Annotated in this window: 15 protein-coding genes and 3 pseudogenes; 6 read left to right on the forward strand and 12 right to left on the reverse strand. The window is 70.1% G+C overall.

The annotated features are described in order from the left end of the window. Positions 1 to 362, forward strand: a pseudogene (locus RB628_RS20775) (helix-turn-helix domain-containing protein); the annotation flags it as partial. A gap of 45 nt (positions 363 to 407) precedes the next feature. Here RB628_RS20775 and pyk read toward each other — a convergent pair. Next, entirely contained in the window at positions 408 to 1,844 is a 1,437-nt protein-coding gene (gene pyk / locus RB628_RS20780) for a pyruvate kinase (protein ID WP_318321998.1), read from the reverse strand. A 134-nt stretch (positions 1,845 to 1,978) separates the two neighbouring features. Further along, entirely contained in the window at positions 1,979 to 2,695 is a 717-nt protein-coding gene (locus RB628_RS20785; protein WP_318321999.1) for an SIMPL domain-containing protein, read from the reverse strand. 150 nt (positions 2,696 to 2,845) lie between these two features. Here RB628_RS20785 and RB628_RS20790 point away from each other — a divergent pair, with 150 nt between their 5' ends. Then, complete coding sequence (locus RB628_RS20790) at positions 2,846 to 4,651, forward strand: bifunctional metallophosphatase/5'-nucleotidase (RefSeq protein WP_318322000.1); 1,806 nt, start codon at positions 2,846 to 2,848, stop codon at positions 4,649 to 4,651. A 30-nt stretch (positions 4,652 to 4,681) separates the two neighbouring features. Here the strand turns inward: RB628_RS20790 and RB628_RS20795 are convergent, their stop codons facing one another. The 4 genes from RB628_RS20795 to RB628_RS20810 all read right to left on the reverse strand — a co-directional run bounded on the left by RB628_RS20795 (position 4,682) and on the right by RB628_RS20810 (position 10,792). Next, positions 4,682 to 6,154: a lysine N(6)-hydroxylase/L-ornithine N(5)-oxygenase family protein gene (locus RB628_RS20795; RefSeq protein WP_318322001.1), complete on the reverse strand. Its 1,473-nt coding sequence runs from the start codon at positions 6,152 to 6,154 to the stop codon at positions 4,682 to 4,684. Further along, positions 6,151 to 7,515, reverse strand: a complete 1,365-nt coding sequence (locus RB628_RS20800; RefSeq protein ID WP_318322002.1) for a pyridoxal phosphate-dependent decarboxylase family protein — start codon at positions 7,513 to 7,515, stop codon at positions 6,151 to 6,153. Before RB628_RS20800 ends, RB628_RS20795 begins: the two co-directional genes overlap by 4 nt. A gap of 217 nt (positions 7,516 to 7,732) precedes the next feature. Continuing rightward, positions 7,733 to 10,240, reverse strand: a complete 2,508-nt coding sequence (pepN, locus tag RB628_RS20805; RefSeq protein ID WP_318322003.1) for an aminopeptidase N — start codon at positions 10,238 to 10,240, stop codon at positions 7,733 to 7,735. A 207-nt stretch (positions 10,241 to 10,447) separates the two neighbouring features. Next, positions 10,448 to 10,792, reverse strand: a complete 345-nt coding sequence (locus tag RB628_RS20810) for a chorismate mutase (RefSeq protein WP_318322004.1) — start codon at positions 10,790 to 10,792, stop codon at positions 10,448 to 10,450. A 173-nt stretch (positions 10,793 to 10,965) separates the two neighbouring features. On the opposite strand from RB628_RS20810, the pseudogene RB628_RS20815 reads away from it, so the two are divergent. Further along, positions 10,966 to 11,839 (forward strand): annotated as a pseudogene (locus RB628_RS20815) (beta-galactosidase); the annotation flags it as partial. Between the two features lie 51 nt (positions 11,840 to 11,890). Here RB628_RS20815 and RB628_RS20820 read toward each other — a convergent pair. Further along, positions 11,891 to 12,647 (reverse strand): annotated as a pseudogene (locus RB628_RS20820) (S1 family peptidase); the annotation flags it as partial. Positions 12,648 to 12,858: 211 nt separating this feature from the next. On the opposite strand from RB628_RS20820, the gene RB628_RS20825 reads away from it, so the two are divergent. Beyond that, on the forward strand, positions 12,859 to 13,779 hold the full coding sequence (locus RB628_RS20825) for a hypothetical protein (protein ID WP_318322005.1): 921 nt from the start codon (positions 12,859 to 12,861) through the stop codon (positions 13,777 to 13,779). Between the two features lie 75 nt (positions 13,780 to 13,854). Further along, the gene (locus RB628_RS20830; protein WP_318322006.1) at positions 13,855 to 14,592 is read left to right on the forward strand and encodes an ankyrin repeat domain-containing protein; all 738 of its coding nucleotides are present in this window, start codon (positions 13,855 to 13,857) and stop codon (positions 14,590 to 14,592) included. A 294-nt stretch (positions 14,593 to 14,886) separates the two neighbouring features. Here the strand turns inward: RB628_RS20830 and RB628_RS20835 are convergent, their stop codons facing one another. From RB628_RS20835 to RB628_RS20855, 5 genes are all read right to left on the reverse strand, one after another. After that, the gene (locus RB628_RS20835) at positions 14,887 to 15,699 is read right to left on the reverse strand and encodes an SDR family oxidoreductase (protein ID WP_318322007.1); all 813 of its coding nucleotides are present in this window, start codon (positions 15,697 to 15,699) and stop codon (positions 14,887 to 14,889) included. After that, positions 15,696 to 16,853 (reverse strand): acetyl-CoA C-acetyltransferase, encoded by a 1,158-nt coding sequence (locus tag RB628_RS20840; RefSeq protein WP_318322008.1) that lies wholly within the window; start codon positions 16,851 to 16,853, stop codon positions 15,696 to 15,698. Before RB628_RS20840 ends, RB628_RS20835 begins: the two co-directional genes overlap by 4 nt. Before the next feature lie 23 nt (positions 16,854 to 16,876). Beyond that, positions 16,877 to 17,515 (reverse strand): TetR/AcrR family transcriptional regulator, encoded by a 639-nt coding sequence (locus RB628_RS20845; protein WP_412180695.1) that lies wholly within the window; start codon positions 17,513 to 17,515, stop codon positions 16,877 to 16,879. 22 nt (positions 17,516 to 17,537) lie between these two features. Further along, positions 17,538 to 18,341 (reverse strand): SDR family oxidoreductase, encoded by an 804-nt coding sequence (locus tag RB628_RS20850; protein ID WP_318322009.1) that lies wholly within the window; start codon positions 18,339 to 18,341, stop codon positions 17,538 to 17,540. Between the two features lie 115 nt (positions 18,342 to 18,456). After that, positions 18,457 to 19,176, reverse strand: a complete 720-nt coding sequence (locus RB628_RS20855; protein WP_318322010.1) for a VWA domain-containing protein — start codon at positions 19,174 to 19,176, stop codon at positions 18,457 to 18,459. 92 nt (positions 19,177 to 19,268) lie between these two features. On the opposite strand from RB628_RS20855, the gene RB628_RS20860 reads away from it, so the two are divergent. Next, on the forward strand, positions 19,269 to 20,108 hold the full coding sequence (locus RB628_RS20860) for a chitosanase (RefSeq protein ID WP_318322011.1): 840 nt from the start codon (positions 19,269 to 19,271) through the stop codon (positions 20,106 to 20,108). Positions 20,109 to 20,176 lie beyond the last annotated feature (68 nt).

The raw sequence follows: 20,176 nt of genomic DNA on the forward strand, positions 1-20,176 counted from the left end.
CTCCCCCTTGGAGCTGGCCGCTTAGAAGATCTCCACAGTCCGAGGGGATTGACAAACCCTGGCAGCAGACAATCGTGGATGCGCATCCCTGGGATTTCGTCCGCGGTCTCGTCCACTCCGACGGTTGCCGCATCACCAACTGGACGACTCGTTTGGTCGCCGGTGAACGCAAGCGCTACGAGTATCCGCGGTACTTCTTCACCAACGTGTCCGACGACATCCGCCAGCTCTACACCGACACCCTCCACAAGCTGGGCATCGAGTGGACGCACTGCACCCGAAACGGCAACCCATACAACATCTCCGTCGCCCGCAAAGCCTCCGTAGCCCTCATGGACACCCACGTGGGCCCCAAGCACTGAACCGAAAGGGTCCCCTCCACCCGGGTGGGGCCCGCCAGTGGACGCCTACTTGGGACTGTCGTCCTCCCCGACGTGGTGCACCCGCACCAGGTTGGTGGACCCGGAGACCCCAAGCGGCGAGCCGGCCGTGATCACGACCACGTCCCCCTTCTGACACCGCCCGTACTTCAGCAGCAGCTCGTCCACCTGGTCCACCATCGCGTCCGTCGAGTCGGCATGCGGGCCCAGGAACGCCTCCACGCCCCACGTCAGAGTCAGCTGGGACCGCGTCGCCGGGTCCGGGGTGAAGGCCAGGAGCGGGATCGGGGACCTGTACCGCGACAGTCGCTTCACCGTGTCGCCGCTCTGCGTGAACGCCACCAGGAACTTCGCGCCGAGGAAGTCGCCCATCTCCGCCGCCGCACGGGCCACCGCACCGCCCTGCGTGCGGGGCTTGTTGCGCTCCGTCAGGGGAGGGAGACCCTTGGCCAGAATATCCTCCTCGGCCGCCTCCACGATCTTCGCCATCGTGCGGACCGTCTCGATCGCGTACTTGCCCACGCTCGTCTCGCCGGACAGCATCACCGCGTCCGTGCCGTCGATCACCGCGTTCGCCACATCGCTCGCCTCCGCCCTGGTCGGGCGCGAGTTCTCGATCATCGAGTCCAGCATCTGCGTGGCGACGATGACCGGTTTGGCGTTGCGCTTCGCCAGTTTGATCGCGCGCTTCTGGACGATCGGGACCTGCTCCAGGGGCATTTCGACGCCGAGGTCGCCGCGGGCGACCATGATGCCGTCGAAGGCGGCGACGATGTCGTCGATCGCGTCGACGGCCTGGGGTTTCTCGACCTTGGCGATGACCGGGAGGCGGCGGCGCTCCTCGTCCATGATGCGGTGGACGTCCTCGATGTCGCGTCCGCTGCGTACGAAGGAGAGGGCGATGACGTCGAAGCCGGTGCGCAGCGCCCAGCGCAGGTCTGCTTCGTCCTTGTCGGAGAGGGCGGGGACCGACACCGCTACGCCGGGGAGGTTGAGGCCTTTGTGGTCGGAGATCACTCCGCCTTCGACGACCTTGGTGTGGACGCGGGGTCCGTCGACGGCGGTGACTTCGAGGCAGACCTTGCCGTCGTCGACGAGGATGCGTTCGCCGGGGGTGACGTCGGTGGCGAGGCCGGCGTAGGTGGTTCCGCAGGTGTGCTGGGTGCCTTCGACGCCTTCTTCGACGGTGATGGTGAAGCTGTCGCCGCGTTCGAGGAGTACGGGGCCTTCGGTGAAGCGGCCGAGTCGGATCTTCGGGCCTTGAAGGTCGGCGAGAAGTCCGATGCTGCGGCCGGTCTCGTCGGCGGCCTTGCGGACACGCTGGTAACGCTCCTCGTGTTCGGCGTGGGTGCCGTGGCTGAGGTTGAATCGGGCTACGTCCATTCCGGCGTCGACCAGTGCTTTGATCTGGTCGTACGAGTCGGTGGCGGGGCCCAGGGTACAGACGATCTTTGCTCGACGCATGTTTCGAGCGTAGGCCTTACCGGTGGGTAGGGAATTGGCCCCGCATGACTACTCAACAACCTTTGCGTGAAGGATTATTGACAACTGTTGAATTGTGCGTAGGGCTGCTCCGATGAGCATTTCGGCAATCGGGATCAGAGCTCTGGCGGCACCATCGTGAAGCGGGCGTTCACCTGTGCGTAGACCTGTTGCCGCTGCGGTTCGAGGTCGAGTGGTGCCGCTTCGTCCGCGACCTCGGCACCGGCGAAGGCCGCGCGGCGCAGGGAGCGTGACTGGACCTCGTACCCCATGGGCTGTGCGGCCTCCGCGCCGACGTCCGCCAATTCCACCAGCGCCGCCAACGATGTCCCCAATGCCTCGGCGTATTCGCGGGCTCGTTGTACCGCTTCTCGTACCGCTTGTCGGCGGGCGTCGCGGTGGGCCGGGGAGTCGGGGCGCAGAGTCCACCAGGGGCCGTCGACGCGGGTGAGGTCCAGGTCGGCCAGGCGGCTGGTGAGTTCGCCGAGGGCGGTGAAGTCGGTGAGTTCGGCGGTGATGTGCACGTGCCCCTGGTAGGCGCGGACGCGTTCTCCGCGGCCGTGTTTGGTGAGTTCCGGGGCGATGGAGAAGGTTCCGGTTTCCAGGCGTTCCACTGCGTCGCCGTACGTTTTGACCAGGTCGAGGATGGTGGCGTTGCGGCGGGTGAGGTCGTCGAGGGCTGTGCGGCGGTCCGTGCCCCGTGCGCTGACGGTGATGCCGATGCGGGCGATTTCGGGGTCGACTTCGAGGTGGGCTTCGCCTCGGACGGCGATGCGGGGGGCGTCGGGGGTGCCGTAAGGGACCGCTGTTTGGTGCTCCGGGGTGGAGGTCATACGTCCCACTCTGTCACCCATAGGGCGGTTGCGGGCCCGGTTCCGGTCTCTGCCGGTCATCAGATCGAAACCTTTGGGGGGTGTTGCCGCCGGTCGTGCGCGGGTCAGAATCTACGCGCGTCGTTGACCATTCCCCGAGGAGCTCGCAACATGCCGTTGAACCGTCGGAAGTTCTTGGAGAAGTCTGCTGTGACCGGGGCGGGGGTTGCTCTGACCAGTGCTGTCGCGGCTCCGGCGGCGCGGGCCGCGGAGGCGAAGAAGCCCGGGAAGCCGGTGAAGCGGTACTCCCTGACCGTGATGGGCACGACCGATCTGCACGGGCACATCTTCAACTGGGACTATTTCAAGGACGCGGAGTACTCCGACGCGCAGGGCAACGCGCAGGGGCTGGCCCGTATCTCGACGCTGGTGGAGCAGGTCCGCAGGGAGAAGGGGCGTGGCAACACGCTGCTGCTCGACGCGGGCGACACGATTCAGGGCACCCCGCTGACGTACTACTACGCGAAGGTGGACCCGATCACCGCGGAGGGCGGTCCGGTTCACCCGATGGCGCAGGCGATGAATGCCATCGGGTACGACGCGGTGGCGTTGGGCAACCACGAGTTCAATTACGGCATCGAGACGCTGCGCAAGTTCGAGTCGCAGTGCCGTTTCCCGCTGCTGGGTGCGAACGCGCTGGACGCGAAGACGCTGAAGCCGGCGTTTCCTCCGTATTTCATGAAGACGTTCCGGGTGAAGGGTGCTCCGCCGGTCAAGGTGGCTGTGCTGGGGCTGACGAACCCGGGTATCGCGATCTGGGACAAGGCGTATGTGCAGGGGAAGCTGACGTTCCCGGGTCTGGAGGAGCAGGCGGCGAAGTGGGTGCCGAAGCTGCGTTCGATGGGCGCGGACGTGGTGGTCGTGTCGGCGCACTCGGGGTCTTCGGGTACTTCTTCGTACGGTGACCAGCTGCCGTACATCGAGAACTCGGCGGCGCTGGTGGCGCAGCAGGTGCCGGGTATCGACGCGATTCTCGTGGGGCACGCGCATACGGAGATCGCCGAGTTGAAGGTCACGAACACGGCGACGGGCAGGACGGTGGTGTTGTCGGAGCCGCTGGCGTACGCGGAGCGGTTGTCGTTGTTCGACATCGAGCTGGTTTTCGAGAAGGGCGAGTGGGCTGTCGAGTCGGTCGCGGCGACGGTGCGTGACTCGAAGACGGTCGCGGACGATCCGAAGATCACCAAGCTGTTGAAGGACGAGCACGACGTTGTCGTGGCGTACGTCAACCAGGTGGTCGGTACGGCGACGGACACGCTCACGACGGTGGAGGCGCGTTACAAGGACGCTCCGATCATCGACCTGATCACGACGGTCCAGGAGGACGTGGTGAAGGCGGCCCTGGTGGGGACGTCCTATGCGTCGCTGCCGGTGATCGCGCAGGCGTCGCCGTTCTCGCGGACGTCGGAGATCCCGGCCGGTGAGGTGACGATCCGGGATCTGTCGAGTCTGTATGTGTTCGACAACACGCTGGTGGCGAAGCTGATGACGGGTGCGCAGGTGCGGGCGTACCTGGAGTACTCGGCGCAGTATTTTGTGCAGACGGCGGTGGACGCGGCTGTTGACGTCGACAAGTTGACGAACGCGGGGAACCGGCCGGACTACAACTACGACTACGTGTCGGGGCTGACGTACGACATCGACATCGCGCGGGCGGCGGGTTCGCGGATCAGGAACCTGTCGTACAACGGTGTCGCGCTGGATGATGCCCAGCAGTTCGTGTTCGCGGTGAACAACTACCGTGCCAACGGTGGTGGGGCGTTCCCGCATGTGGCGTCTGCGCAGGAGTTGTGGTCGGAGTCGACGGAGATCCGTACGCGGATCTCCGAGTGGGTGACTGCGAAGGGTGTGCTGGATCCGCAGGAGTTCGCGTCGGTGGACTGGAGGTTGACGCGCGACGGTACGCCGGTGTTCTAGTCACCGGTTTCCGGTGGGCGGCGGGTTGCCTCAGATTCCGTCGACGAGGGGGGTCAGCACTTGGTGCTGGCCCTTTTCTCGTTCCTGGCTCTGCCGGGGGGTCGGGACGGCGGGCAGTGGTTGTTCGAGGCCGAAGGTGGTGAAGGCGGTTCTGGTCGGCTGCGGGTAAGGGGTTTTGCCGGTGAGTGAGTTGAGGATGGCGGCGCTGCGCCAGGCGACGAGGCCGAGGTCGGGTGTGCCTACGCCGTGGGTGTGTAGTTCGGCGTTCTGGACGTAGACGTGGCTGCCGGAGCCGCTGATGGCGGGGTCGAGGTCGAGTCTGAAGTGTTCGTCGATGCGGGGGCGTTGGGCGTTGTCGCGGCGGAGGTAGGGGTCGAGGCCGGCGAGGACGCGGTCGAGGGGGCGGTCGCGGTAGCCGGTGGCGAGGACGACGGCGTCGGTGGTGAGGCGGGAGCGGGTGCCCTGCTGGGTGTGTTCGAGGTGGAGTTCGACTTTGGTGGTGGCGACGCGGCCGGCGGTGCGGACGTGGACGCCGGGGGTGAGGACGGCTTCGGGCCAGCCGCCGTGGAGGGTGCGGTGGTAGAGCTCGTCGTGGATGGCGGCGATGGTGTCGGCGCCGATGCCTTTGTGGAGTTGCCACTGGGAGGCGACGAGGCGGTCGCGTACGGGTTCGGGGAGGGCGTGGAAGTAGCGGGTGTGGTCGGGGGTGAAGTGTTCGAGGCCGAGTTTGGAGTACTCCATGGGGGCGAAGGCCTCGGTGCGTCCCAGCCAGTGGATCTTTTCGCGTCCTGGGGGGCGGTGGCGCAGGAGGTCGAGGAAAATCTCGGCGCCGGTCTGTCCTGAGCCGATGACGGTGACGTGTTCGGCGGTGAGCAGCCGGTCGCGGTGGGCGAGGTAGTCGGCTGCGTGCAGGACGGGCACGGTGGGGGCTTCGACGAGTGGTTTGAGGGGTTCGGGGATGTGGGGCTCGCTGCCGATGCCTAGGACGACGTTCCTGGTGTAGGTCCGGCCGAGGGCTTCGGCTTCTCCGTCGGCGTCGAGTTGGGTGAAGTCGACTTCGAACACGTCTCGTTCGGGGTTCCAGCGGACCGCGTCGACCTGGTGTCCGAAGTGGAGTCGGGGGAGGTTGTGGCTGACCCAGCGGCAGTAGGCGTCGTATTCGGCGCGTTGGATGTGGAAGCGCTCGGCGAAGTAGAACGGGAAGAGCCGTTCGCGGGTTTTGAGATAGCTGAGGAAGGACCAGGGGCTGGCGGGGTCTGCGAGGGTCACCAGGTCGGCGAGGAAGGGGACTTGGACGGTGGCGCCGTCGATGAGGAGTCCGGGGTGCCAGTCGAAGCGGGGGTGTTGTTCGTAGAAGACGGTGTCGAGTTCGGGGAGGGGGTGGGCGAGTGCGGCGAGGGAGAGGTTGCAGGGGCCGATGCCGATGCCGACGAGGTCGTGGGGGGTGGCGGGGTCGGGGGTAGGGGCGTCGGCGGGGTTGTTGGCGGGTGTGGGGGGTGTCATCGGAGGGTGTTTCCTTCCACCAGCTTCAGGAGTGTGGCCAGGTCGTCCGGCCGGGTGTGGGGGTTGAGGAGGGTTGCCTTGAGCCAGAGGCGGCCGTCGAGGCGGGCGCGGCCGAGGACGGCGCGTCCGTTGTGGAGGAGTTTTCGGCGTACGGCGGCGACGGCGTCGTCGGTTGCTTCGGCGGGCCGGAAGAGCACGGTGCTGATGGTGGGCGGGTCGTAGAGCTCGAAGCCGGGATGGGTCCGGACGAGGCGGGCGAACTCGCGGGCGTTGGCGCAGACCTGGTCGACGAGGGTGCCGAGTCCGTCGCGGCCGAGGGTTTTGAGGGTGACGGCGATTTTGAGGATGTCGGGTCGCCGGGTGGTGCGCAGGGAGCGGCTGAGGAGGTCGGGGAGGCCGGCTTCGGTGTCGTCGTCGGCGTTGAGGTAGTCGGCCTGGTGGGCGAGTGCGGTGAGGTCGCCCGGGTTCTTGACGGTGAGGAGGCCTGCTGCGACGGGTTGCCAGCCGAGTTTGTGGAGGTCGAGGGTGACGGTGTCGGCGTGTTCGAGGCCGGTCAGTTTGGTGCGGTGGCGTTCGCTGAAGAGGAGTCCGCCGCCGTAGGCGGCGTCGATGTGGAGTCGGGCGCCGTGGGCGGTGCAGAGGGCGGCGATCTGGGGCAGTGGGTCGATGAGTCCGGCGTCGGTGGTGCCGGCGGTTGCGGCGACGAGGAGCGAGCCGCGGGGGCCCGGCAGCGCTGTGAGGGCTTCGTCGAGGGCGGCGGGGTCGAGGGTGCCGGCGGGGGCGGGGACTGTGACGGGTTCGGGAAGTCCGAGGAGCCAGGCGGCGCGGGGCAGGGAGTGGTGGGCGTTGGCGCCGTGCACGAGGCGGACGCCGGGGTGTGCTTCGCGGGCGAGGAGCAGGGCGAGTTGGTTGGATTCGGTGCCGCCGGTGGTGACGATGGCGTCGGCGGCGCCGGCTTCGGCGGCGAGGGTTCGTGCGACGAGGGTTTCGAGTTCGGAGGCGGCCGGGGCCTGGTCCCAGGAGTCGAGGGAGGGGTTGAGGGCACTGGCGGCGAGGTCGGCGGCGGTGGCGACGGCGAGGGGTGGGCAGTGCAGGTGGGCTGCGCAGTGGGGGTGGGCGGGGTCGGCGGAGCCTTCGGTGAGGGCTCGTACGAGGTCGTGAAGGGCGTTGTCGTCGCCCTTGTCGGGCAGTACGTCTCCGGCGGCGGCGCGTATCCGGTGGGCGACGGCCTGCGGTCCGCCGGCCGGCAACGGGCCGCCACGCGCGCGTGTGCCGTCCGTGAGGGCGTCGAGGACCGTGTCGAGCAACGGCCGCAGGGCTTCGGTGCCTTCGGCGCCTGAGGCGAGGGGCGGCATACTCATGGTGGTCCTCCCGGGGCGCGTGGCTGGGGAGTTCCAGCTTGTACGGGGTGGGGGCGACGCGCCCGGGAAGACCAACGATCGGAACCCGAAAGGGGGTACGGGGGTTGCCCTGGGGAGGGTGTGCGGGGCAGGGGCGGGCCCCACCGGCCCTACCAGTCCCTGTACGTGCCACCCGTACCTGTCCCCGTCCCCGCCCCCGTTCCGGGCCCCAGGGGCGTTACGCCTGTTCCCGCGCCCTTTCCCGTACGCGCAGGGCGCGTCCCAGGTCGTCGAGCTGGTCGGCGAGTTTGCGGCGCAGGGCGGGGATGGGGGCGTCGTCGCGCAGGCAGTCCTCGCCGAGGCGGAGGGTTTCGGGGGTGACGGCGTGGGCGGGGAAGGCCCAGCGGCCGGCGGCGTCGGCCATGGCGGGGCCTCGGCGGGTGGCGACGGCGACGGCGTCGGTCCAGTACCGCTTGACGTACTCCTCGGTGAGGTCGGTCTGTTCGGGCTGCCAGAAGCCCTGGGCGGTGGCGACGAAGAGGTAGTTGGAGAGGCTGTCGGAGGTGAACATCTGCTCCCAGGCCCGGAGTTTGGACTCGGGTTCGGGCAGGGCGGCCCGGCAGCGGGCGGCGCCTTCCTGGCCGGAGGCGCTGGGGTCGCGGGCGAGTTCCGCGTCGATCCCCGCCTCGTCGGTGGCGCCGAGTACCGCGAGCCGGGCGAGAACGCGCCAGCGCAGTTCGGGGTCGAGCTCGGGGCCGCCGGGCACGGTGCCCTCGGCGAGCCAGGCGGCGATGGTGTCGGGGTGGGCGGCGACGTCGATGAAGTGGCGTACGGCGATGAGGCGCAGGCCGGGGTGGTCGCCGTCCTCGGTGCGGCGGATGAGTGCGCGGCACAGGGAGGCGAGGGTGGCGAGGGCCGCGGGGCGTTCCTGCGGGGCGAGGTACCGGTCGGCGACGACGGTCGAGGTGAACGTGAGGACACCCTGGACGAGGGCGAGGTCCGTTTCGCGCGCGAGGTGTGCGCGGACGGTCTCCAGGTAGTCGGCGGGCGGGAGTTGGCCGTCGCGTACGGCGTCGCGGAGGGCGTTCCAGACGACCGCGCGGGTGAGCGGGTCGGGGAGGCCGGAGAGGGCGGTGCGGACGGTCCTGAAGGATTCGGGGTCGAAGCGGACCTTGGCGTAGGTCAGGTCGCCGTCGTTGACGAGGAGCAGGGCGGGGCGCTTGCCGATGGGCTGCGGGGCGTCCTGGGGGACGTCGACGTCGAGGCGTTCGCGGAGGGTGAGGGTGCCGTCGCCGGCGACGTCGTGGTCGTACAGGCCTATGGCGACGCGGTGGGGGCGGCTGCCCTCGTGGCGGACGGTGAGGGCGCAGGTGCCGCTGTCGCCGTTGGTGAGGCGCGGGGTGAGGGTGTCGACGCCGGTGGTGCGCAGCCAGGCGTCGGCCCAGGCGTGGACGTCGCGTTCGGTGGCGGCGGCCAGGGAGTCGATGAAGTCGGCGAGGGTGGCGTTGCCGAAGCGGTGACGGGCGAAGTGGGTGTTGATTCCGGTGAGGAAGTCCTTCTCGCCGAGCCAGGCGACGAGCTGGCGCAGGGCTGAGGCGCCCTTGGCGTAGGAGATGCCGTCGAAGTTGACGAGGGCGGCGGCGGTGTCGTCGACGGCTTCGGGGGCGACGGGGTGGGTGGAGGGGCGTTGGTCGGCGTCGTAGCCCCAGGCCTTGCGGGAGACGCCGAAGTCGGTCCAGGTGTCGGTGAAGCGGGTCGCTTCGGTGAGGGTCTGGTAGCCCATGTACTCGGCGAAGGACTCGTTCAGCCAGATGTCGTCCCACCATTGGAGGGTGACGAGGTCGCCGAACCACATGTGGGCCATCTCGTGGGCGATGACCATGGCGCGGGTCTGGCGTTCGGTGTCGGTGACGGCGGAGCGGTAGACGAACTCGTCGCGGAAGGTGACGAGGCCGGGGTTCTCCATGGCGCCGAAGTTGAACTCGGGGACGAAGGCCTGGTCGTAGGAGTCGAAGGGGTAGGGCTCCTCGAACTTCTCGTGGTAGCGGTCGAAGCACGCGCGCGTGATGTCGAGGAGTTCGTCGGCGTCGGTGTCGAGGTGGGGGGCGAGGGAGCGTCGGCAGTGGAGGCCGAAGGGGAGGCCGCGGTGTTCGCTGCGGACGGAGTGCCAGGGGCCGGCGGCGACGGCGACGAGGTAGGTGGAGATCCGCGGGGTGGGCGCGGCCTGCCAGAGGCCTTCGGTGGTTTCGGTGGTGATGCCGTTGGCGAGGACGGTCCAGCCCTCGGGGGCGCGGACGGTGAACTCGAAGACGGCCTTGAGGTCGGGCTGGTTGAAGTTGGCGAAGACGGCTGCCGCGTCCTCCAGGGACATCTGGGTGTAGAGGTAGGTCTCGTCGTCGACGGGGTCGGTGAAGCGGTGCATGCCCTCGCCGGTGCGGGAGTAGCGCATCGCGGCGTCCACGCGCAGTTCGTGCTCGCCTTCGGCGAGGTCCTTGAGCGGCAGCCGGCCGTCGGTCAGGGTGCCGGTGTCCAGGGGGCGGCCGTCGAGGGTGGCGGAGCGCAGCTCGGCGGGCCTGACCTCGACGAATGTGTCCGCGCCGGTGTGGCCCGCCGTCACCGCGAAGCGGATCACGGTACGGGAGTCGAAGGTGTCGTCCCCGGTGGTGAGGTCGAGTTCGACCGTGTACCGGTGGACGTCCAGGAGGGTGGCACGAGCTTGCGCTTCGTCGCGCGTCAGTACGGACATGGAGGACATGCTGCCTGATGCCGCTGGCAGGGCACAGGGGCGGATCGGTACACGGCCTTTGTCCGGACGTGCGCCCCTGCCCTCCGGGCAGCCGGCGGGCCCTTGTGCGCGGCCCTCCTCCAGTTTCGGATCGGGGGCCGGGGAGGGCTCGTCGTGGGTCGCGCGCGGGTGCGGGAGGGCGGGTTCCCGGCTGTCACGCCCCGGGGGTCAGTCGATCGCCGGTTTCCCGCCGTTCAGGGTGTCGTCGGCGATGCGCTCGTGGTGTCTGATCACTTCGGCGATGATGAAGGTGAGGAGCTTCTCGGCGAACGCGGGGTCGAGGTTGGCGCTTTCGGCCAGGCGGCGCAGGCGGGCGATCTGCTGGGCCTCGCGGCTGGGGTCGGCGGGCGGCAGTTGGTGCGCGGCTTTGAGGTGGCCGACCTGCTGCGTGCACTTGAAGCGCTCGGCGAGCATGTGGACGACGGCGGCGTCGATGTTGTCGATGCTCTCGCGCAGCCGGCCGAGTTCCGCGCGGATCTCGGGGTCCACTTCACGGTTGTTGCTGGTGGTCATGGGCGCACCCTACGTGGCGCGGTCCGGCCGGAGTCATGGGGCGTCGGGGTTGTGCGGGGCGGGTGAGGCAGGCGCGATCCGGGCGTTGTGCGGTGTGCGGGTGTTCGATCGCCGGTGGGTCGGCGGGGTCGGGGACACGGTCGCTCCAGCCGCCGGGGACCGTGCGTCGCCGTTGGGTGACGTCGTACGACTACGACGCGCCGATCGACGAACGCGGGCGCCGCACGGAGAGGTTCTGACGCTTTCGGGAGGTGCTGTCCGGGTACGCGGACAGCCCGCCGCCCGAACCGCCGCCCGCTCCCTCCCCTTGGGCGCCCCGGCCGCCGTGCGCCTGGGGGAGTGGGCACGCTGGCCGCCGTACTCGAAACCCTGGGCGGTCCCGAGACGGAGCATGCGGTGCCGTCCACGTTCGAGGAACTGGACGTGCTCCGCGGTCTGGTGCGCTGCACGGTGACCGTTCCGGGGCCGCGGCGGCCGTATCCGCTGTCGGTGCGGGGGCTGCGGGATCTGGCGGTGGTGTACGTCGACCGGGTGCGGGCGGGGGAGTTCGGCGAGGGGGACGTGCGGCTCGCGGAGCCGGTCGCGGGGCACGCGCGCGTGGAGCTGTGGGTGGAGTCTCTGGGGCGGGTCAGCTACGGGCCGCGCATCGGCGAGCCGAAGGGCATCACCGGGGGCGTGCTGCACGAGCGGCAGTTCCTGCACGGGGTGCGGGCGCGTGGGCTGCGGCTGGACGCGTTCGAGGAGGGTGCCCTGCGGGAGGTGCCCTTCACCGGGCTGCCCTCCGCGGACGCCCCTGGGCTGTACCGGGGGACCGCGACGGTGCGCGGGGCCGGGGACGCGCTGCTCGAACTGCCGGGGTGCACGCGGGGGTTCGCGTGGGTCGACGGGTTCGGCCTGGGGCGGTACCGGTCCATGGGCCCGCAGCGCTCGCGGTATGTGCCCCGGCCGGTGCTGCGGGAGGGCGTGAACGCGGTGTGGGTGCTGGAGCTGGAGGGCGCCGGGCGGGCGGGGCCGGTCCTGGGGCCGGTGGGCCCGGGCAGGGTGTGACGCACCCGTTTCCGGCGGGGCCCGGTGCCCCTCCGGACCGGGGTTGCCCTGCAGCGCGGACGCCGCCCGGGCTATGTCCTTCGCGAACGTGGACACCTGGGAGTAGACGCCGGGTACGCCGGGCCGGGCGCAGCCGTCGCCCCAGCTGACGATGCCGACCTGGATCCACGCGCCGGAGTCGTCCTCGCGGAACATGGGCCCGCCGGAGTCGCCCTGGCAGGTGTCGACGCCACCCCGCGAGGTAGCCGGCGCACAGTTCGTCGCCGGGCACGAGCCGCTTGCCGTGGTGCCGCTTGCAGCCGGCGTCGCTGACGTGGGGGACGGTGGCCTTCAGGAGCCTGGTCGTGCCGGTGCCGGCGTTCTCCGCGGTGTCGCCCCAGCCGGCGATGGTGAACGTGCCGCGGTTGTACCGGGTGGTCGTGGCGATCTTCAGCGTGGGCTTGTCGGTCGGCCGGGCGAGCTTGATGAGCGCCCAGTCCTTGCCGGTGCCGTCGTAGTCCGGGGCCTGGCGGACCTTGGCCGACCTGACCCTGATCGCCCCCGAGGCGTTCAGGTCGGCGACCCCGGCGGTGACGGTGATGCCTGTGTTGGCGCCGGAGACGTCCAGGCAGTGGGCGGCGGTCAGGACGACGTCCTTCTTGTAGAGCGCGCCACCGCAGCCCATCGAGAGGTGCACCAGCCAGGGGAACTCGTTCTGCGCGGCGGGCGTTCCTCCTACGACGGGCGCGGGCTCGGGCGCGGCCTGTGCGGCGAGCGGCTGGAGGCTCGCGAGGGCCGCGGCACCGACCGCAGCGGCCCGCTTGAGCAGGGAGAAACCTCTTCGACCGACGAGGTGTGGGTCAACGTACGTCTTCGTGGGGGGATGACAAAGAACGCAAGTATGAAGATCGAAGCGGGTGCGCAACAAGGGCGGATCTCACGTGCCCGCGGCGGAACCGGACGGTAGGAATTCCGCTCTCACCGACGGCTCCCCGGCACGTATCGTGGAGAAGAGTTCAGGGCGTCTTGGGGGTACGGACGTGGCGGACGGCGGACCGGTGGAGCACGGCTACCCACACCTGGAGACGGTGCGGGCCGCGATCAACGCGCTCTACAAGAGGCTGTCGTACGACACCGTCCAGACCTTCGCGACCAGTGTGCCCCCGGTCGACGTGGCCTTCTGCGACACCGACGACCTGTATCCGGGCGTGCAGCGCGTGGCCCGCGAGATGGTGCGCCACTACCGGCTCCCGAACGCCCGCATGATCGTCGGCTTCCGCGAGATGACCCACGCGGCGAATGTCGAACTGGCCGCGGGACCCGAGTACTTCATCGAGCTGAACGACCGTTTCCGCAGCCACCGCAGGGACATCGGGGCGGCCCTCGCGCACGAGGTGACGCACGTCTATCTGCACCGCCTCGACCTTTCCTTCCCGGGGACACGCGACAACGAGATCCTCACGGACACGGCGGCGGCGTATCTGGGCGCGGGGTGGCTGCTCCTCGACGCCTACCGCGAGGACGCGGCCTCCTCGCAGAAGCTCGGCTATCTCACGCCGGAGGAGTTCGGGTACGTCCTGGCCAAGCGTGCCCTGGTCTTCGACGAGGACCCCGCGATCTGGTTCACCAGCCCGCAGGCGTACAGGGCGTACGCGGCGGGCAGGGAGCTGGCCGCCCGCGACAGCCGACAGCCCCCGCTGACGGCGGCCGGCTGGGCGGGCCGCCGTCGCTACGCGCGCGACCGCCGCCACGCCCAGGACCACCACTCGCCGGGTGCGTGGCAGCCGGGCGGTGTCCCGTACAGGTTCACCCCCGCCACCCCGGACAGCACCGAAGGCCACGGCCGGCTGCGTGTCTCGTTCCCCTGCCCGACCTGTCACCAGCGCATCAGGGTGCCGGTACGGGGGCGGGTGCGGGCACGGTGCGGGGTGTGCCGGACGGTGCTGGAGTGCGACACATGATGTCGGGGAGGCGTGGGGCACCTCACCCCGAAACCCTTTGCTTCACCGGCCCCTGGCGCGCGAAGGTCGGAAGGTATGAACGGGCAAGGACCGCCGGACGCCGGTGAGCGCGATCTCCTCACGGCGGTGTACGAGGGCGACGAGGACGCGGTCGTAGGGCTGCTCCGGCTCGGCGTCAGCCCTGAGGCGGTGGACGAGGACGGCCAGAGCGCCCTGTACGCGGCGGCGGTGAGCGACGCGCCCGGCATCGTACGGCTGCTGCTGGCCGCCGGTGCCGCGCCCGACCGGCTGAGCGCGGGCTCGGACCTCCCTCTGTGCGGGGCGGCGTGCGGCGGCCACACGGAGGTCGTTCGCGCGCTGCTGGCTTCGGGGGCCGTTCCCGACGCGGTGGAGGAGTTCGGTTTCACGGCTCTGACGTGGGCCCTGCGATGCGGGCACCCGGCGGTGACGGAGGCCCTGCTGGCGGCGGGCGCGGACCCGAACCGCCCCGGCCCGACCGGCGAACCCCCGCTGGTCACGGCCGCCCACCGGGGCTTCCCCGCCTGCGTACGGTCCCTGCTGGCGCACGGCGCCGGGTCGAGGGGGGACGCACTGGCGGAGGCTCGCCGCTGGACGCGGTTGGACGTGGCGTCGGAGCTTCGGGCGGGGTTGGGGCGTGCGCATGGGTTCGGCGGGGAGTATGTCACCCGGCGGTGGGCGGAAGGGGTGGCTGTGGAGCTTGTGCGGGACGGGAACGTGGTGGCGGGGGTTGATCAGGGGACCGGGCACGCGGAGATCGTGGCGGTGTTGGAGGGGGCGCTGGGGGTGGGGTGAGGGGTGGGGGTGGGGCGAGTGCAGCGCGGGTTGTGTTTCCCCCAGCCACCCAGCCAGCCACCCGTTCGCCGTATCCGCCGACGCGGGGCCGGGTGTCGCAAGCTGTCCGGTCGTCCCAGGCAGGGTTTGTCCAGCCCCGGCTTCTTTCCCGTCCACCGCACCCGCCGCCACTGCAGCCCGTCCGGCGTTTGAGGACAAGGCCCGTTCAGGGCCGGGGCAGGGGTCTGGGGGCGGCAGCCCCCAGGGATGGGACACGGGTAGGGGCGGCGGGGGCGAAACCGTCCCACCGCATCCTCATGGACCGCCCTTGTTGGCCGTCGCCGCGTCCAAGAACGCCGGCCGTTCTCCCCCGCCGTGCACCAACAGGCTCGCCCCGCTGATGTACGCCGCCGCCTCGGAGGCGAGGAAGACGGTGGCGGCGCCGATGTCGGACGGGTCGGCGAGGCGTCCCAGCGGGACCGTGCCGGCGACGGCGTCGAGGCCGTCGGCGCCGCCGTAGTGCAGATGGGACAGTTCGGTGCGGACCATGCCGACGACGAGGGTGTTGACGCGTACGTCGGGGGCCCATTCCACGGCCATCGAACGGGCGAGGTGCTCCAGCCCGGCCTTGGCGGCACCGTACGCGGCGGTCCCGGGCGAGGGACGGCTCCCGCTGACGCTGCCGACCATCACGACGGACCCCCGGGCCCGTTTCAGGTGTTCGTACGCGGCGAGGGACACGGTGAGCGGCGTGATCAGGTTCAACTCGACGACACGCACATGCCGCTCCACATCGGAACCCCCACCGCCACCCCCACCGCCGCTTCCACTCTCGCCCCCAACACCGCCCCCCAGCGGCCGATAAGGACTGCCCCCCACGTTGTTGACGAGCACGTCGAGGCGCGGCAGTCCCTCCACGAACTCGTGCACGGCGACCCGGTCCCGCAGGTCGACAGCCCTGAACTCCACCCCGGGCAACGGCACTTCCGGAGGCCGGCGAGCGCAGACCACGACCTCCGCCCCCGCCTCGACCAGCGCTCGGGCGATACCCGCGCCGACTCCGCGAGTACCGCCGGTGACCAGGGCGACACGGCCTTTCAGACCGTCCGAGCCGTTCAAGTCGCTCAAAGCCGTTCGATGATCGTCACGTTCGCCTGTCCCCCGCCCTCACACATGGTCTGGAGGCCGTACCGGCCGCCCGTGCGCTCCAGTTCGTGCAGCAGGGTTGTCATCAGCTTGACGCCGGTCGCGCCGAGGGGGTGGCCGAGGGCGATCGCACCGCCGTTGACGTTGACCCTGGCCGGATCGGCGCCGGTCTCCTTCAGCCAGGCCAGGACGACCGGGGCGAAGGCCTCGTTGATCTCGACCAGGTCGATGTCGTCGATGGACAGGCCGGTCTTCTTGAGGGCGTGCGCGGTGGCCGGGATCGGCGCCGTCAGCATCCGGATCGGGTCCTCGCCCCGTACGGACAGATGGTGGACGCGGGCACGCGGGCGCAGCCCGTGCTCGCGTACCGCCCGCTCGGAGGCGAGCAGCATCGTGGCGGCGCCGTCGGAGACCTGGGACGAGCAGGCGGCGGTGACGGTGCCGCCGTCGATGACGGGCTTCAGGCCGGCCATCTTGTCCAGGGAGGTGTCCCGGCGCGGGCCCTCGTCGACGGTCACCGTCTCGTAGGCCACCGTCTCGCGTGCGAAGCGGCCCTCGTCGATGGCCCGCACCGCCCGTTCGTGCGACCGCAGCGCGTACTCCTCCTGGTCCCGCCTGCTGATGCCCCACTTGGCGGCGATCATCTCGGCGCCGGCGAACTGGTTCACCGGCCGTTCCCCGTACCGGGCCCGCCAGCCGGCGCTGCCCGCGAACGGGCCGTCCGTGAGCCCCAGGGGCAGGGCTGCCTGGCGGGAGGCGAAGGCGATCGGGATCATCGACATGTTCTGGACGCCGCCCGCGACGACCAGGTCCTGGGTGCCGGACAGCACGGCCTGCGCGGCGAAGTGGACGGCCTGCTGCGAGGACCCGCACTGCCGGTCGACGGTCACACCCGGTACCTCTTCGGGCAGCCCGGCGGCCAGCCAGCAGGTTCGGGCGATGTCACCGGCCTGCGGCCCCACCGTGTCCAGGCACCCGAAGACGACGTCCTCGACGGCGGCCGGGTCCACCCCGGTCCGTGACATGAGCTCCTTCAGCGCGTGTGCGCCGAGGTCCGCCGGATGGACAGCGCTCAGACCACCTCCGCGCCGCCCGACAGGCGTACGGACCGCTTCGACGATGTAGGCCTCGGCCATGGCAACTCCTCCACAGGAAAGGGCTATTCACGAACGGCGATCCCGTCCAGCACCATCGACAGGTACTGGCGGGCGATCTCCTTCGGGCTGTGCTGTCCGCCGGGCCGGTACCAGGACGCGGCGACCCATACGGTGTCGCGCACGAAGCGGTAGGTGAGGCGGATGTCGAGGTCGGCGCGGAAGACCTCGGCGGCGACTCCGCGTTCCAGCGTGGACAGCCACGTCTTCTCGAACTTGCGCTGCGACTCGGCGAGGAACGCGAACCGCTCCTGCGCGACGAGGTGTCTGGACTCCTTCTGGTAGATCGCGACGGCGGCGCGGTGCCGGTCGATCTCCCGGAACGACTCCGTGACCAGCGCCTCCAGCGTCTCGCGCGGCCCGGACTCGGCCTCCATGACGGTGTCGTAGCCGTCCCACAGCTCGTCAAGGAACGTGCGGAGGATCTCCTCCAGCATCGATTCCTTGGAGTCGAAGTGGTAGTAGAGGCTGCCCGCGAGCATGCCGGCGTGGTCCGCGATCTTGCGTACGGTGGTGGCGTTGTAGCCCTGCTCGGCGAAGACCTCGGCGGCGGTGTCGAGGAGTTCGCGGCGGCGGTCGCGAGCGGCGGCGGCCGCGGGGGGCTCTGTGGCGGTCACCTGGTGCTTCTTCTTCGTAGGGGGCACGCATCCATTGTGGTCCCAGGTCCTAGGGGTGCTGGCTGCTGACGGAGACCACCTCTCCGGTGAGGTACGAGGAGTAGCCGGACGCCAGGAACACGATCACGTTGGCCACCTCCCAGGGCTCGGCGTACCTCCCGAAGGCCTCACGGGCCGTCAGTTCGGCCAGGAGTTCGGGGGTCGTCACTTTGACGAGGTGGGGATGCATGGCGAGGCTCGGCGACACCGCGTTGACCCGGACGCCGTACTCGGCCGCTTCGATCGCCGCGCACCGGGTCAGCGCCATCACACCGGCCTTCGCGGCGGCGTAGTGCGCCTGCCCGGCCTGGGCCCGCCAGCCGACGACGGAGGCGTTGTTGACGATCACGCCTCCGGATCCCCCGGACTCTTCGGATCTGCTCTCGCGAAAGGCCCGCAGTGCCGCCCGGACGCACCGGAACGTGCCGTTGAGCGTCACGTCCAGTACCCTCGACCACTGCTCGTCCGCCATGTCGACGAGGGTTGAGCCGCCCCCGAGGCCGGCGTTGTTGACGACGATGTCGAGCCGTCCGTGCACCCGCACGGCCGTGTCGAAGAGGGCCTGCACCTGGCGTTCGTCGGTGACGTCACAGGGCACCGAGGCGACACCCTCGAACTCGCCGGCCAGCTCCGCCTCGTACTCCTTGAGCCGCCGTGTGTGCGCGTCACTGATCAGCACGCGTGCGCCTTCCTCCAGGAACCGGCGGGCGGTGGCCCCGCCGATTCCCGCGCCCGCGGCTGCCGTGATCACGGCGGTGCGCCCCTTGAGCAGCCCATGTCCGGGTACGTACGCCGGACTCTCGACGTCTCCCATGGACCCACACTAACCTACCAAACACTTGTTAGGGAAGGTTCGGGATGCCCGGGCCGAACATGGACCGGGCCGACCGGACCCGCAACCGCTGCCGGGGGTGCCCCGCCGTACGGTGTCAGCCGACGATTCCCTTCGCCCGGGCGGCGACCAGCCACTTGGGGAACTCGCCCACCAGCCGGTCGTACAACTCGTCGTCGGACAGGGCACGCGGATCGGAACCGGCGTGGAAGAACCCGGCGTTGTCGACGACCCGCCGTTCCGGCACCGCCAGCTCGTCGAGCTTGCGCAGGAATTCGAACTGTTTACTGGTGGCGTCCCCGAAGCCGATGAACTGCCAGAACAGCGGCAGCCGCGCCGACTTGCACACGTACCGTTCGGCGGCGAGCTTGTTGATGGGGCCGCCGTCGGTCTGGAAGACGACGAGTGCGGGGGCCGTCGACCCGCTGTCGAGATAGTGGTCGATGACGGCATCCATGGCGAGGTGATAGCTGGTCCTGCCCATGTGCCCGAGCCCGGCCACGATCCGGTCGACGCTTCCCGCGTGGTCGTCGAGCGCGATACCGGTCACGGCGTCGATGTCGGTGGAGAAGAAGACGACGGGAACCGTCCCGTCGTCGTCGAAGTGGGCCGCCAGCCCCAACACCCGGTCGGCGAGCGCCTGCACGCTGCCGTTCTGGTAATACGGCTTCATGGAACCGGAGTAGTCGACCACCAGATAGACAGCGGCGCGTCGGCCGTCGAGCCCATGCCGGTCCACCGCCGCCCCGGCGCTCTTGTAAAGGCTGACCAGCGCGGGCGCGGCCTCCTGCACCTTGGTGAGACTGATCGCGGCCACGCGTGGCTCCCCTCCCGGAATGCGCCGGACCTACGAAGATCCTGAGGGTACGTCACCCGGAGCAGCAACCGCCCCACGTACTCTTGTGCCCCATGAAACGAACCGGCGTTCTCCTCCTCGCCGTGGTGCCGCTGCTGGCAACGACCGCGTGTCTGTCCGTCGCGTCGGACGACTCCCGCGGCCCCGACGCCAGGCGGGTGGGGGCCGGTTCACTGGGCGCGGAGGCCACGCTGGCCGACCCTGCGATGAAGGAGCTGGCCCAGCAGATCGTGGCGAGCGCCGAGAACAGCACACTCGACTGGCGCAGCGCGTACGGCTATGTCGAGGACATCGGCGACGGGCAGGGCTACACGGCCGGCATCATCGGCTTCTGCACGGGGACCCACGACCTGCTCTCCCTCGTCGAGGACTACACGAAGGAGTATCCGGACAACGTCCTGGCGCCCTACCTTCCCGCGCTGCGCGAGGTCGACGGCACGGACTCGCACGAGGGTCTGGATCCGGGGTTCCCGGCGGCCTGGAAGCAGGAGTCGGAGGTCGCCGCGTTCCGTGACGCACAGAACGAGAAGCGGGACACCGGCTACTTCGAACCGGCGCTGCGGCTCGCCGTCCGCGACGGGCTGGGCATGCTGGGCCAGTTCGTCTACTACGACGCGATGGTCTACCACGGCCCGGGCAACAACTGGTTCAGCGCGGGCGGCATCCGCGCCGCCGCCCTGGAGAAGGCCGACAGCCCGGCGGAGGGCGGCGACGAGAAGGCGTACCTGGGCGCGTTCCTCGACGCCCGGCGCAAGGCGATGCTGGACAGGAGGCCGGGCGTGAACACCAGCCGCGTCGACACGGCCCAACGGCGCTTCCTCGACGAGGGGAACCTTGAACTCCGTACACCGCTGGAGTGGAAGGTGTACGGGGACACGTACAGGGTGCCCTAGCCGGAATCGGCCGACCGGCCCCGAACGCGCCGCGGCGCCCGCCATGTCCGGTCGGGGACTGTGGCGAG

Origin of the sequence: Streptomyces sp. ADMS, from assembly GCF_033441795.1 — a bacterium.
In the GTDB taxonomy this organism is placed as follows: domain Bacteria; phylum Actinomycetota; class Actinomycetes; order Streptomycetales; family Streptomycetaceae; genus Streptomyces.

Excerpts from the sequence above, each read along its gene's own strand:
- RB628_RS20795 (WP_318322001.1), bottom strand. The coding sequence starts at position 6,154 with ATGACACCCCCCACACCCGCCAACAACCCCGCCGACGCCCCTACCCCC.
- RB628_RS20860 (WP_318322011.1), top strand. The coding sequence starts at position 19,269 with ATGAAACGAACCGGCGTTCTCCTCCTCGCCGTGGTGCCGCTGCTGGCA.
- RB628_RS20800 (WP_318322002.1), bottom strand. The coding sequence starts at position 7,515 with ATGAGTATGCCGCCCCTCGCCTCAGGCGCCGAAGGCACCGAAGCCCTG.
- RB628_RS20785 (WP_318321999.1), bottom strand. The coding sequence starts at position 2,695 with ATGACCTCCACCCCGGAGCACCAAACAGCGGTCCCTTACGGCACCCCC.
- pyk (WP_318321998.1), bottom strand. The coding sequence starts at position 1,844 with ATGCGTCGAGCAAAGATCGTCTGTACCCTGGGCCCCGCCACCGACTCG.
- RB628_RS20810 (WP_318322004.1), bottom strand. The coding sequence starts at position 10,792 with ATGACCACCAGCAACAACCGTGAAGTGGACCCCGAGATCCGCGCGGAA.
- RB628_RS20790 (WP_318322000.1), top strand. The coding sequence starts at position 2,846 with ATGCCGTTGAACCGTCGGAAGTTCTTGGAGAAGTCTGCTGTGACCGGG.
- RB628_RS20830 (WP_318322006.1), top strand. The coding sequence starts at position 13,855 with ATGAACGGGCAAGGACCGCCGGACGCCGGTGAGCGCGATCTCCTCACG.
- pepN (WP_318322003.1), bottom strand. The coding sequence starts at position 10,240 with ATGTCCGTACTGACGCGCGACGAAGCGCAAGCTCGTGCCACCCTCCTG.
- RB628_RS20850 (WP_318322009.1), bottom strand. The coding sequence starts at position 18,341 with ATGGGAGACGTCGAGAGTCCGGCGTACGTACCCGGACATGGGCTGCTC.
- RB628_RS20840 (WP_318322008.1), bottom strand. The coding sequence starts at position 16,853 with ATGGCCGAGGCCTACATCGTCGAAGCGGTCCGTACGCCTGTCGGGCGG.